11 protein-coding genes are annotated in these 12,454 nt (G+C 45.9%); 2 read left to right on the plus strand and 9 right to left on the minus strand.

Annotation, left to right across the window (positions count from 1 at the left end):
• Positions 1 to 40 precede the first annotated feature (40 nt).
• A complete protein-coding gene (locus AC1DFM_RS04290; protein ID WP_477075489.1) occupies positions 41 to 1,933 on the plus strand; it encodes a CocE/NonD family hydrolase in 1,893 nt (630 codons plus the stop codon).
• Positions 1,934 to 1,972: 39 nt separating this feature from the next.
• Here AC1DFM_RS04290 and AC1DFM_RS04295 read toward each other — a convergent pair whose 3' ends face one another.
• Complete coding sequence (locus AC1DFM_RS04295; protein WP_477075490.1) at positions 1,973 to 3,157, minus strand: acyloxyacyl hydrolase; 1,185 nt, start codon at positions 3,155 to 3,157, stop codon at positions 1,973 to 1,975.
• 136 nt (positions 3,158 to 3,293) lie between these two features.
• Here AC1DFM_RS04295 and AC1DFM_RS04300 point away from each other — a divergent pair, with 136 nt between their 5' ends.
• Positions 3,294 to 4,019: an FKBP-type peptidyl-prolyl cis-trans isomerase gene (locus tag AC1DFM_RS04300; protein WP_477075491.1), complete on the plus strand. Its 726-nt coding sequence runs from the start codon at positions 3,294 to 3,296 to the stop codon at positions 4,017 to 4,019.
• A gap of 77 nt (positions 4,020 to 4,096) precedes the next feature.
• On the opposite strand, the gene AC1DFM_RS04305 is transcribed toward AC1DFM_RS04300, so the two are convergent.
• The 8 genes from AC1DFM_RS04305 to AC1DFM_RS04340 form a co-directional block, all read right to left on the minus strand.
• A complete protein-coding gene (locus tag AC1DFM_RS04305) occupies positions 4,097 to 5,095 on the minus strand; it encodes a chorismate synthase (protein WP_477075492.1) in 999 nt (332 codons plus the stop codon).
• Between the two features lie 76 nt (positions 5,096 to 5,171).
• Positions 5,172 to 6,434, minus strand: coding sequence for a 3-phosphoshikimate 1-carboxyvinyltransferase (gene aroA / locus AC1DFM_RS04310; protein WP_477075493.1), 1,263 nt, complete (start codon positions 6,432 to 6,434; stop codon positions 5,172 to 5,174).
• A gap of 38 nt (positions 6,435 to 6,472) precedes the next feature.
• The gene (gene aroB, locus AC1DFM_RS04315; RefSeq protein ID WP_477075494.1) at positions 6,473 to 7,498 is read right to left on the minus strand and encodes a 3-dehydroquinate synthase; all 1,026 of its coding nucleotides are present in this window, start codon (positions 7,496 to 7,498) and stop codon (positions 6,473 to 6,475) included.
• Between the two features lie 75 nt (positions 7,499 to 7,573).
• On the minus strand, positions 7,574 to 8,677 hold the full coding sequence (locus tag AC1DFM_RS04320) for a chorismate mutase (RefSeq protein ID WP_477075495.1): 1,104 nt from the start codon (positions 8,675 to 8,677) through the stop codon (positions 7,574 to 7,576).
• 34 nt (positions 8,678 to 8,711) lie between these two features.
• Positions 8,712 to 9,554 carry a prephenate dehydrogenase gene (locus AC1DFM_RS04325; RefSeq protein WP_477075496.1) on the minus strand — a complete coding sequence of 281 codons (843 nt, stop codon included), beginning with the start codon at positions 9,552 to 9,554 and terminating at the stop codon, positions 8,712 to 8,714.
• Complete coding sequence (locus AC1DFM_RS04330) at positions 9,551 to 10,714, minus strand: pyridoxal phosphate-dependent aminotransferase (protein WP_477075497.1); 1,164 nt, start codon at positions 10,712 to 10,714, stop codon at positions 9,551 to 9,553. Before AC1DFM_RS04330 ends, AC1DFM_RS04325 begins: the two co-directional genes overlap by 4 nt.
• Positions 10,715 to 10,722: 8 nt before the next feature.
• Positions 10,723 to 11,547 carry a prephenate dehydratase gene (locus AC1DFM_RS04335; protein ID WP_477075498.1) on the minus strand — a complete coding sequence of 275 codons (825 nt, stop codon included), beginning with the start codon at positions 11,545 to 11,547 and terminating at the stop codon, positions 10,723 to 10,725.
• Between the two features lie 556 nt (positions 11,548 to 12,103).
• A complete protein-coding gene (locus tag AC1DFM_RS04340; protein ID WP_477075499.1) occupies positions 12,104 to 12,334 on the minus strand; it encodes a hypothetical protein in 231 nt (76 codons plus the stop codon).
• Positions 12,335 to 12,454 lie beyond the last annotated feature (120 nt).

The raw sequence follows: 12,454 nt of genomic DNA on the forward strand, positions 1-12,454 counted from the left end.
TTATTACTTTGCCCCAATCTAAATCTTAAATAAACCGTTTATGAGAAAATGGCTGCTACTGGCCTGCACCGCGCTATTCCTGATACCCGCTGCGGTTAAAGCTATTAATCAGGACTCCCTTTGGATGTACGAACACTACACCAAAAAAGAAGTATATATCCCCATGCGGGATGGGGTAAAATTATTTACGGCTGTTTACCTGCCTAAGGATCAATCAGAGAAACATCCCATTCTGATGACGCGCACGCCGTATTCCTGCGCTCCTTATGGCGAAAATAATTTCCGTCCGTATTACAAAACGTACTACAACAACTATATGAAAGAAGGTTATATCCTGGTAACACAGGATGTAAGAGGTACCTGGATGAGTGAAGGCAAGTTTGTAAATGTGCGTCCTTTTAATCCCTCCAAGAAGGGCAAAACAGAAATCGATGAAGCCAGCGATACTTACGACACCATCGACTGGTTGGTGAAAAACCTTGCGGGCAACAACGGTAATGTAGGGGTACTGGGAACTTCCTATCCTGGCTTCTACTCTACCATGGCATCCCTGAGCAACCACCCTGCGCTAAAAGCGGTGAGCCCACAGGCGCCTGTGACCGATTGGTTTATAGGAGATGACTTTCATCACAACGGTGCGTTCTTTATTTCCGACGCGTTTTCTTTCTACACTGTTTTCGATCAGCCACATCCAAAACCTACTACTGTAGGTCCTAAAGGCATCGACTACTATACGCATGATAACTATAAATATTACCTGGAAACCGGCGCGCTGCCTAACTTCTCCAAAATTATCGGCGATAGCGTTGCCTTCTGGCACGAGATGTATGCACATCCTACTTACGATAGCTGGTGGAAAGCCCGCAACGTGCGTAACTTCCTCCAAAACGTAAAACCAGCGATGCTGGTAGTTGGTGGCCTATTTGATGCAGAAGACTGCTTCGGCGCCTGGAACACTTATAAAGCCATCGAAGAAAAAAGCCCCACTACCAATAACCGCATCGTAATGGGACCATGGTATCATGGCCAGTGGGGATCTAACGATGGCACCCATCTGGGCAATGTACGCTTCGGTAGCAATACCGCTGAATACTATACCAGCAACATCGAAATTCCTTTCTTCAACTATTACCTGAAAGGCAAAGGACAAGCACCTGCCATTGCAGAAGCCACCATCTTCTTCACCGGTGAAAATAAATGGAAACAATTACCTAAATGGCCTCCGGCAGATATGACGCCAACACCTGTCTACCTGCAGGATAACAGCAAACTGAACTTCACCAAACCGGCCGGCAGCAACAACTTCAGCGAATATGTGAGCGACCCTGCCAAACCGGTTCCATATACCGAAGATGTACATTTCAACCGCACAATCAGCTACATGACCGACGATCAGCGCTTTGCCGCCCGCAGACCTGATGTAGCGGTATTTGAAAGTGACGTACTCACCAGCGATATCACCCTGGCAGGTCCGGTGGTGGCCGATCTGATCGCCAGCACCAGTACTACCGATGCTGACTTCATTGTAAAAGTGATTGATGTATTCCCGGATGATTTTAAATATGAAGAAGATGCCAGCAGCGAACATCGTCGTATACCTTCTGCTACCTACCCCATGGGCGGCTACCAGATGCTGGTACGTGGAGAAATTATGCGCGGCAAATTCCGCAATAGCTTCGAAAAGCCGGAAGCATTTGTTCCTGATCAACCCACTAACGTGAAATTCACCTTGCCGGATGTGGCGCATACTTTCCAGAAAGGCCACCGCATTATGATACAGGTGCAAAGTAGCTGGTTCCCACTGGCCGACCGCAATCCGCAACAGTTCATGGATATTTACAAAGCCACTGATAAAGACTTCAAAAAGGCCACTATCCGCATCTATCACGATGCGCAACACCCTTCCAGTGTGATATTGCCTGTTGTAAAATAAAAACGCTCCTGGCGCCCCTTAACGGCGGGCGCCAGTTTTTTACCAGCGCATCTTTCCGCCCCCTCCCCATTCAATCCAATCAGACGCTCCGCCGTCCAGGGTTTTCAATGCAATTTGTGCAAATCCGTAGCGACCAATATTATAGCGCAAAGCCACCCGCATAAAGTAATTTCCTTTTTCATCATTACGTCTCCAGGCATAAGAACCCAATTGCGCCCTTATTTCAAAGTCCTTTATATGCAGGGCATAACCTGCGTGAAAGCCCATCAGCATTTTATCGGTGGTACGTACAACGGGGTACATCTTATGATAAGTCCAACCCAGTGAGCCGTCATAAAATCCGTCGAGCCCGGCGCCAATGCTGCTCATATGCGAAAGCCGGCGATTGTAGTCCAGTATGAGAGAAGCCGTACCATAAAAGGCATTCACATGTTCATCGCTAGACGTTTGTACTACGCCGAAAGCCGCGGTAGCACTCACTTCATTATAACGTTGCTGTGGAGGTATAGGCGCATGAACAAATGTAGGACGTCGTGGGGCCGTATACGTAGGATCAATCTGCTGGACTACAATACTACGGATCACATTGTAGTGAAAGCGTACACCAAGGTGGAGCCCGGCCATATTCAATCCCAGATTAGGTGTATGGGTACGACCGTTGGAGAAGTGAGTCAGGTCTATGCCATATAGAAAATCAAAAGCATCAGACAGTTTCAGTACCCCTGTGGCGCCCAGATTAAAGTATACATCGACTTTGGAGCCAATAGCATCATTCAACGGGTTGCTGCTGGAATCGTAGGGATTAAGGTCGTAAGTAAGGCCCAGGGAGAGTCCCAGTTCAAAATAGTTTCTCTTCCGCCGGTGAAACGGCGCATAGAAAAAACCGTACACGCCACTGGGATTCCCCAGAATAGTGGGATTACCGATATTTCCGGTATAAAAACCAATACCATAACTGGGGTAATTAAATACCCGTTGCCAGGCTTTTTCGCCGGTAGATTGCCATCCCATCCGCAGTTCCACCGACGTATATCCATCATCCAGTGCCTTTTTCAGCTCTTCACCGGTGTACAAATGTGTACCTGTGTGGAGTTTCAACTCAATATATTTATGCCTGCCGAGGTTAGGGTTCAACCTGGCGCGCTTCCACAGATCAGTGGTATCCTGTGCTGACAAACATCTCCCGAAAAATAATAATAACAGAAACAGGGCATATGGCTTCATAACAATGGGAAAAACAAGAAATATGACGGAATGTTCAATACCATAAAAGGCCAGCCTGCTAAAATATTTTATTGATTAACTTGCAGGCAGCAATAAAACCCTTATTTTAAATAATATTACTGACAACAACGCTTTTATGTACAAGAAATACCTGTTCATCGGTGCGCTGGGATGTTTGTCTACACAAGCTTTCAGTCAAACCAAACCTACACCTAAGCCAGCAGCTAAACCGGCTGTAAAAACTGCCGCGAAAGCATCGGTACTGAAAAATCGACTGGATTCCGTGAGCTATGGTATTGGCGCCAACATCGCCGACAACCTGAAAGCCCAGGGAATTGATAATATCAATCCTACTGTATTAGCCAAAGCCATACAGGACGCACTAAAGAATCAAACTTTATTACTGTCAAAAGAACAATGTGATATGAGCATAAGTAATTATCTGCAGCAGTTAAAATCTGAGAAATCTGCCAAGAATCGTGAAGCAGGGCTGAAGTTCCTCGCTGAAAACAAAACAAAACCAGGCGTGGTAACCCTCCCTGACGGTTTACAATACCAAATCCTGAAAGCAGGAGATGGCCCTAAACCAACTGTTAACGACAAAGTAAAAACACATTACCACGGTACTTTAATTGATGGTACAGTGTTCGATAGTTCAGTAGACAGAGGTCAGCCTATCTCCTTCCCGGTAGGTGGTGTGATCAAAGGCTGGACAGAAGCCCTGCAATTAATGCCTGTAGGCTCTAAATGGCGTCTTTTCATTCCATCTGAGCTGGCGTATGGCGATCGTGGTGCAGGTCCGAAAATCGGCCCGGGTAGCACGCTGGTGTTTGATGTGGAGTTGCTGGCGATAGAGCAGTAAATGATACCTCACTATAAAAAGAAAGGCCGGAAAATATTTTCCGGCCTTTCTTTTTTATAGCTATATCGATCCAACGGTTATCCTTTCCAAACGCGTGGTCTGCGTTGCTCCAGCAGCATAAAATCTGCCAGCACCATGGCTGTTACCGCTTCCAGTACCACGGGTACGCGAAGCGCAATACACAAATCATGACGACCTTTCACGCTGAACGTTTCTACTTCCCCGCTTTTAATGTTCAGGGTTTGTTGTTCTTTCGGCGTGCTGGAAGTAGGTTTCACCGCAATACGGAATACCAGTGGATTGCCATTGGTGATACCACCTACTACGCCACCGGCGTGATTGGTAGCGGTTTTACCTGTTTTATCCAGGATAGCATCGTTGTGCTCCAGTCCTTTCATTTTGGCGGCAGCAAAGCCAGCGCCAAATTCAACGCCTTTCACGGCAGGAATAGCAAATACGGCATGTGCCAGCGCTGATTCCAGGGAATCAAAGAAGGGTTCGCCTAATCCGATAGGCAGCCCGTCTACCACGCATTCCACGATACCACCTACAGAGTCTTTCGCCGCAATAGCTGCTTCCAGGCCTTCTTCCGCGTTAGCGTAGCCGCCTACTTCTGTGATAGTAGCATTTACCTGGATATCGTTGCCTAAAATTTTCTTGGCAATAACACCGGCCGCTACGAGGTTGAGCGTGAGCCTGCCGCTGAAATGTCCGCCACCACGATAATCTTCGAAGCCACCGAATTTCTCTGTGGCTACAAAATCTGCATGGCCTGGACGCGGGAACTCCCGTAGTTTATCATAATCGGCGCTGCGGGTATTGTTATTTTCAAACAAAATGGTCACGGGTGCGCCGGTAGCATGATCATTAAACACACCGGACTTAATGAAGGGCAAATCTTCCTCCTTGCGGGGCGTAGTGCCTCTGGAGCCGCCTTTACGGCGTTCGAGATCTGCCAGAAAATCTTCCTGTTTTAAAGGCAATCCGGCAGGAATGCCATCTATATTTACGCCAACACTGGCGCCATGTGATTCTCCAAAAACAGTGACCCTGAATAATCTGCCAAAACTGTTCACACGCTGATAATTTAAAGTGAAAAAACAGCCGTTTGTTGTTAGCTTTTGTGAGATGTCAAACGCTAACAACCAACAACTATACGCTTACCGCAACTTTGCCACCTAACAAGGCCAGGTGGTCATAAAATTCCGGATAAGATTTATTGATGGCTTCTGCATTATCGATGGTCACCGGACCATCTGCCGTGAGCGCAGCCACTGCGCAGGCCATCGCGATGCGGTGATCATTATGCGAATGCACGTGGGCGCCTTTAATACCAGTACCACCGTGTACCAGCATGAGATCGCCCTGCAGGTCTATTTTAATACCCATCTTACCAAATTCCTCCTGTAAAGTTAACCCACGGTCACTTTCTTTATGTGCCAGGCGGCTTACTCCTTTTATTTTCGTAGTGCCGTTGCAGTTAGCAGCCAGCGCTACCAGCGGAGGGAACAGGTCGGGGCAATCTGTTGCATCTATTTCAAATGGCTGGAGTCCACCTTTTTCTATGTTCACGGTGAAGACACCGGACATGAGGTGGGCGCCTGCTTTTTCCAGCGCTTCCAGTATCGCTTTATCTGACTGTGCAGAGGCGACATTCAGGTGCTGTACTTCTGCTTTACCGGCTACCGCTGCGGCTACCAGCAGAAATGCTGCGCCACTCCAGTCGCCTTCTACGGTATAGTCTACCGCTTTATACGCCTGTTTATTACCGAAATGGAATGTTTCGAAATTCTTTTCTGTTACCTGAACACCAAAATGTGCCATCAGTTGCAGGGTTAACGCAATGTATGGTTTGCTTTTCAGGTCTGTTACTGTGATCGTCACGTTTTCAGCGGTGGCGCCATATGCCATGAGCAAACCGGTGAGAAACTGGGAACTCAGTGATCCATCAATGGTAATATCTTTAGGCTGTAACGGGCCCTGGATATGCAGGGGCAGCTTACCGCCCTGTGTGGAGCATTTTACATCCAGTTGAGGTAGTACCTGCTCGAAGAAATCCATCGGACGGGTAGTTAAGCTTCCATGCCCTTCAATGGTGATGGGCAGGGAAGACAACGCCGCAATAGGCGTAAACATACGAATACCCAGGCCTGATTCACCGCAATTGATTTCATCATAAAACGGCGCTACACCGTTGCTGGTGATTTCAAAGTAATCGCATTCCCGTTTGATTTTAGCACCCAGATTTTCGGCTACTTCCAGTGCTGCCAGACAGTCATTACTGAGGCCCGGATTACGGATGATGGTTGTTCCCTTTGCCAGCAAAGCTGCTGCCACAGCGCGTTGCATAGCGCTTTTGGAAGGATTGGCCGTAACGGTACCGGTAATGGTAGCTGGTGATACAGTAACTTGCATATATATTTCGTCCGCCTTTAATTTGATTAGAAAAAATTTTACAACTCCTGCAGTAACAATTTCAGTTCTGCAATGGGTACGGGCATGGTGGTAGCTTTACCTATTTCCTCCAGCAGCACAAAATGAATCACATCTTTCTCGCGTTTTTTATCCAGTTTAAAGATATCAAACACAGCGTCTTTATCTGATGTAAAAGCTACTGGCAGTTGATAGTCGCTGATCAGTTTTATCAATCGCACGGTAGCAGAGGAAGACAGGTTCATCAACTTTTCCGAAAAGCGGGTAGCTGCTACCATACCAATCGCTACGGCTTTACCATGTGCGATGTGTTCCAGCTTTTCTACCGCATGGCCAAGGGTATGACCGAAGTTCAGCCAGCGACGGGGACCCGTTTCCAGCTCATCTTCCAGCACAACCTTCGTTTTTGCGGCTACTGATTTTTCCACCAGGTATTCTAATACTGCCACATCACGGGCCAATGCTTTCTCTTTATTTTGCTCCAGGAACTCAAATAATTCCGCATCCATGATGCAGGCATATTTAATAATTTCCGCAAAGCCGTTATGCCATTCTTCTGCCGGCATGGTGAGTGGTAAGGTATAGTCGAACAGAATAAACTGTGGCTGGCGGATAATACCCAGCAGGTTTTTATGTTTACCATGACTTACCCCATTCTTGCCGCCAATAGAGGCATCTACCTGTGCCAGCAAAGTAGTGGGTACAAATCCAAAAGGAATTCCGCGCATGTAAATGCTGGCCGCAAATCCGGCTACATCCGTCATCATACCGCCACCAATGCCTACCAGCGTGGTTTTGCGGTCGGCTTCATAAGCAGTGAGACCATCAATGATTGTTTCAATGGTGGCCATATTTTTCCCCTCTTCGCCGGCGGGTATCACAATTTTTTTCCAGTCGTGCAAATGATGACCGTGATGTCGTTCCACATTTTCATCTATTACCAATACGGCCCTGTTACGATCTACATGATTGCCCAGCTGCAGCAGGCTTTCTCCTAAGAAATAGGTAGTTTCCTGTTGTGCAAACTGGTGGAGTTGTTTGAGCATTTAGCTGATAGCTTTTAGAAAGATATGTGGATAGTAGCTGTTAGTCATTTTAGTAAATGACTAACAGCTGTTTTACTATTTTTCTTCGTTCATCACTTTGTTCTGGCGGTTGATGGATTCCAGGTGAACAGCATCGAAATATTTCAGGATGAATTCTTTCGTGAGGCCCAGTTTCTCACCTTTTGCGATGTTGCGCTCCAGGATTTCGTTCCAGCGGTTTGTTTGCAGGATGGTGATGTTGTTTTCTTTCTTGTAGGTACCAATTTTCTCTGCAATTTTCATACGGTTGCCGAGTAACAACATAATTTCATCATCTACCTGGTTGATTTGCGCACGCAGTTTTTCCAGGGCAGAGTTGAAATCTTTTTTATCGGTATGTTCTMTTCTCCAAACGATACCATCGAGCAGTTCCGCCAGTTTCTCCGGAGTCACCTGTTGTTTGGCATCGCTCCATGCGTTGTCCGGATCTACGTGTGTTTCCAGCATCAGACCATCGTAATCGAGGTCAATCGCTTCCTGGGAAACTTCCTGTAAGATATCGCGGCGGCCGGAGATATGTGAAGGATCGCAGATCATTGGCAGTTCAGGCATACGGCGTTTCAGCTCAATAGCCAGGTGCCACATCGGCGCATTACGGTATTGAGTATTGCCATAGCTGGAAAATCCACGGTGAATTAAACCTACTTTGTTGATACCGGCTTTCTGAATTCTTTCTACGGCACCGATCCACAGCTCGAGATCCGGATTGATAGGATTCTTAATTAAAACGGTAGTATCAACACCTTTCAGTGCATCGGCTACTTCCTGTACAGAGAAAGGGTTTACTGTGGTACGTGCACCTACCCACAAAATATCTACACCAAAATGCAGCGCATCTTCTACCTGTTTAGCAGTAGCTACTTCTACCGCCAGTGGCAAACCGGTGATTTCGCGGGCTTTCTGCAACCATGCAAGGCCTTTGGTACCGATACCTTCAAAGGAACCGGGACGGGTACGGGGTTTCCAGATACCAGCGCGTAACACGTCTACTTTACCAGTTTTTTGCAGGGCCAATGCGGTGGCTAATACCTGCTCTTCGGTTTCTGCACTGCAGGGTCCGGAAATGATCAACGGCTTTTTATCGGAAGACGGATCGGAGAATTTGGTTTTAGATAAAATCTGTTCCATTGTCTGTACCATAGTATTGAAGTTAAGTAGATTATCAGAATTAAAGTTATTTCAGGATCTTCCTGATTTTATTGGATTTTTGAATCAGTTTATAAAAGGTATCGTAGTCTTCTGCTTCGAGTAATGCTTTCATTTGCTGTAGCTGACTGATATGTTCATCCAGTACATCCAGCACATTATTACGATTATGTTTGAAGATAGGCACCCACATATCAGGCGAGCTTTTCGCCAGCCGCACGGTAGATTCGAAACCACCGCTGGCCAGTTCAAAGATGCGGCCCGACTCTTTCTCTTTTTTCAACACCGTTAATGCCAGTGCAAAGGAGGTGATGTGCGAGATGTGAGATACATAAGCGGTGTGCAGATCATGTTCTTCCGCATTCATATATACGGTGCGCATTTGCAGTTGGTCTACCATATTTTCCACTACTTCCAGGGCATCTTCGTCGCTGTTTTTCACGTCGCATAATACCATGGTTTTGTTTACGAACAGGTTGCGCACGGCTGCATCAGGGCCGGAATACTCGGTGCCGGCCATCGGATGGGCAGCTACGAAGCGACCTCTGTTAGGATGACCGGCAACGAGTTGCAATATTTTTTCTTTGGTAGAACCTACGTCCATAATTACCTGACCAGGGCGCGCCTGATCCATGATACCAGGCAATGCCTGTAATACGCCATCCACGGGGATAGCCAGTATTACCAGGTCGGAGCGCAGCATGGCTGCTTCCAGGGTAGCGCCTTCATCGATGATGTGAAGGTCCAGTGCACGTTGCAGGTGCTCCTGGCTATGGTCTACCCCGATCACCCGCTCTGCCACGCCTTTTTCTTTCAGCGTAATGGCGAGTGAACCTCCTATTAAACCCGTACCTATTATTGTTACGATCATTGTATGCTTGTTTTGATGCGTGCTATCGCTTCTTCGAATACTTTTTCATCCTGGCAAAGACTTACCCTGATATATCCGTTACCATTGCTGCCGAATATGCCTCCGGGAGTAATGAATACACGGGCTTTTTGCAGGATCTCATCTGTTAACGTATAGCCGTTATCGATAGTAGCCGGAATTTTCGCCCATACGAACATACCTACCTGGTTTTTATCGTAGGTGCATTCCAGCAGGTCCAGCAACTGGAATACTTTTTCACGGCGGCCGCGATAAATTTTGTTCAGGTCATCGTACCACTCTTTCCCCAGCTGCAACGCCTTTACAGCAGCCATTTGCATAGGCTGGAACATACCAGAATCCATATTGGATTTGAAACGTAATACTTCGCTGATCCATTCGGCTTTACCAACGAGCATGCCTATACGCCAACCGGCCATATTAGATGATTTGCTGAGGGAGTTTAACTCCAGCACTACGTCTTTGGCGCCTTCAAACTGCAACAGGCTTTCCGGTTGTTCATTTAAAATGAAGCTGTACGGATTGTCGTGGCAGATGAGGATGTTATGTTGTTTCGCAAAAGCAATCAGCTTTGCGGCGAATTCCTTATTTACTTTAGCGCCGGTAGGCATATGCGGATAGTTCACCCACATCAGTTTTACACGGCTCAGGTCTCTTTTTGCCAGAGCGTCCAGATCAGGTAACCAGTCATTTGCTTCGATAAGGTCGTAATCCACTACAGTAGCGCCACTCAGGTTTACTGCGGAGCGGTAGGTAGGATAACCCGGATTAGGGATGAGTGCTTCATCGCCTTCTTGCAGGTAGGTCATGCAAATGTGCATAATCCCTTCTTTGGAACCTATCAGCGGCAGTACTTCTGTATCCGGGTTCAGGGTTACGTTGTAGTAGCGCTGATACCATTCTGCCATTGCCTTACGCAGGGCGGGAATCCCTTTATAGCCCTGGTAGTTGTGGGTATTAGGCAAAGCAGCATTTTCGTTCAATGCAGCCACCACAGAAGGATGCGGAGGTAAATCAGGACTACCGATACCGAGGTTAATGACCCGGGTACCTGTTTGATTCATTTCCTCTATTTCTCTGAGTTTTTTGGAGAAGTAGTATTCTTCTGTGCCTTGTAATCTTTTAGCAACCTGTATCTGCATAAAACTGATTAATGTGTTTTTCCTTTTTTATAAATACCCAATACTTTCAGGTGTTCGGTCAATGGCGCTATTTTTTCGAGTGCTTTTTCAAAGTGAGCGGCGTTGTCGAATTCCATATCGGCATGGAAGTAATAGTTCCATTCTTTTGCCGGGATAGGAAAGGATTGCAGTTTAGAGAGATTGATACCTGCTACTGCTATCTGTGTCAGCACTTTGGCGAGGCTTCCTCTGTCGTGGCTGGTTTGAAAATATACCGATGCTTTGTTGGCATCTTCCGCGGTAGCTACCGGGGTACGGGATACGGCAAGGAAGCGGGTATAGTTATTTTTATTGGTATGAATATTTGGCGCGATGATATCCAGTTCGAAAATTTCGGCTGCCAGTTTACCGGCGATAGCGGCGGTACTTTTCAGTTTCTTTTGTCTTACGTGTCTGGCGCTGAGGGCGGTATCTTCTGTTTCTACCAGCTTGATATGCGGGTATTTTTCCAGGAAGTCCATGCACTGTAATAATGCCATCGGATGGGAATGCACCTCGCGGAGGTCTTCCATTGTTTGGCCGGGTAATACCATCAGGTGTTGATTAATCTGGAGGTAGATTTCGCCGGTGATGTGCAGGCCGGAATTTTTGATGAGGGTATAGTTAGGTAAGATGCTGCCAGCGATAGAATTTTCGATGGCCATGATACCTGCATCCACATCGGGTTGCTGTTTTGCTTTTTTAACCAGTTCTGCAAAGGAGCCACAGCACTCTATTTCGATTTTTTTACCGAAATATTCCTGGGCTGCAACCTGGTGAAAACATCCTTCAAACCCTTGTATGGCAATTTTCATGTGTGTGATTGATTTTATTTATTTATAGTTGCTGTAGCAACTAGCTATTAAAAACAAAAAGGGTCCCAGTCTGGGACCCTTTTTGCGTTGTTACTTTTATAGTAAGTATGTTATTGCAAACGAGTCCCCTGCTTCTTCGCATAAAAGAAGTAAGAGAAGTAATAAAAAAATGAATTGCCTAAAGCTGGCTGTAACATATACCTACGGTTTATTAATGTCATTAAAAAAGGCCTTCCGGTTTCGGAAGGCCTTTTTGTAGTATCTTTTATTTTACACAAACGACCTTCCTATTTCTGGTACCAGAAATAATAAAAGCCAAAAAATCCGAAGTTCGTTTGTTGTGTCATGTGCTTGTTTGTATACTCTTTTTGAGAGTAGGACAAAAATACGGCACGATTTTAATTATCCAAGGGGTAATATCAAAAAATATACTTTTTTCAACAACAAGTATCATTTTTTGAATAACTTTCAATAAAATTAGCATTATGAATCTAACAGGCACAAAAAAACCGTCCAAGCTAAGCCGGGACGGTTATTTATAAAACCTAAAGTTGAATTAGTGTTTTGCAGCAGCTGAATCGATAGTTTTAGCAGCAGAATCAACAGTTGCTTTAGCAGCGTTAGCTACTGAATCAACAGTAGAAGTTGCAACTTTAGCAGCTGAATCGATAGTAGAAGCAGCAGCAGTAGCTGTTGAATCACCTTCTGGTTTAGCACCACCACCGCAAGCAACTGCGAAAATACCGAAAGACAGAGCTAAGAAACCGATTTTAATTACGTTCTTCATGTTACAATTATTTAAGTTGTTTTTTGAATGATTTAACCTTTATACCAGGGTAACCCAAAAGGTAACCCAACTTTTAAAAATATTTTTTTTCGGTACTTTGGGTTACCAAATGCCTAATAA

Source organism: Chitinophaga sp. 05T412, assembly GCF_056396465.1.

What these genes read in the sequence shown, in the direction of transcription:
- AC1DFM_RS04290 (WP_477075489.1), top strand. Translation starts at nt 41, where the DNA reads ATGAGAAAATGGCTGCTACTGGCCTGCACCGCGCTATTCCTGATACCC.
- AC1DFM_RS04295 (WP_477075490.1), bottom strand. Translation starts at nt 3,157, where the DNA reads ATGAAGCCATATGCCCTGTTTCTGTTATTATTATTTTTCGGGAGATGT.
- AC1DFM_RS04300 (WP_477075491.1), top strand. Translation starts at nt 3,294, where the DNA reads ATGTACAAGAAATACCTGTTCATCGGTGCGCTGGGATGTTTGTCTACA.
- aroA (WP_477075493.1), bottom strand. Translation starts at nt 6,434, where the DNA reads ATGCAAGTTACTGTATCACCAGCTACCATTACCGGTACCGTTACGGCC.
- aroB (WP_477075494.1), bottom strand. Translation starts at nt 7,498, where the DNA reads ATGCTCAAACAACTCCACCAGTTTGCACAACAGGAAACTACCTATTTC.
- AC1DFM_RS04325 (WP_477075496.1), bottom strand. Translation starts at nt 9,554, where the DNA reads ATGATCGTAACAATAATAGGTACGGGTTTAATAGGAGGTTCACTCGCC.
- AC1DFM_RS04330 (WP_477075497.1), bottom strand. Translation starts at nt 10,714, where the DNA reads ATGCAGATACAGGTTGCTAAAAGATTACAAGGCACAGAAGAATACTAC.
- AC1DFM_RS04335 (WP_477075498.1), bottom strand. Translation starts at nt 11,547, where the DNA reads ATGAAAATTGCCATACAAGGGTTTGAAGGATGTTTTCACCAGGTTGCA.
- AC1DFM_RS04340 (WP_477075499.1), bottom strand. Translation starts at nt 12,334, where the DNA reads ATGAAGAACGTAATTAAAATCGGTTTCTTAGCTCTGTCTTTCGGTATT.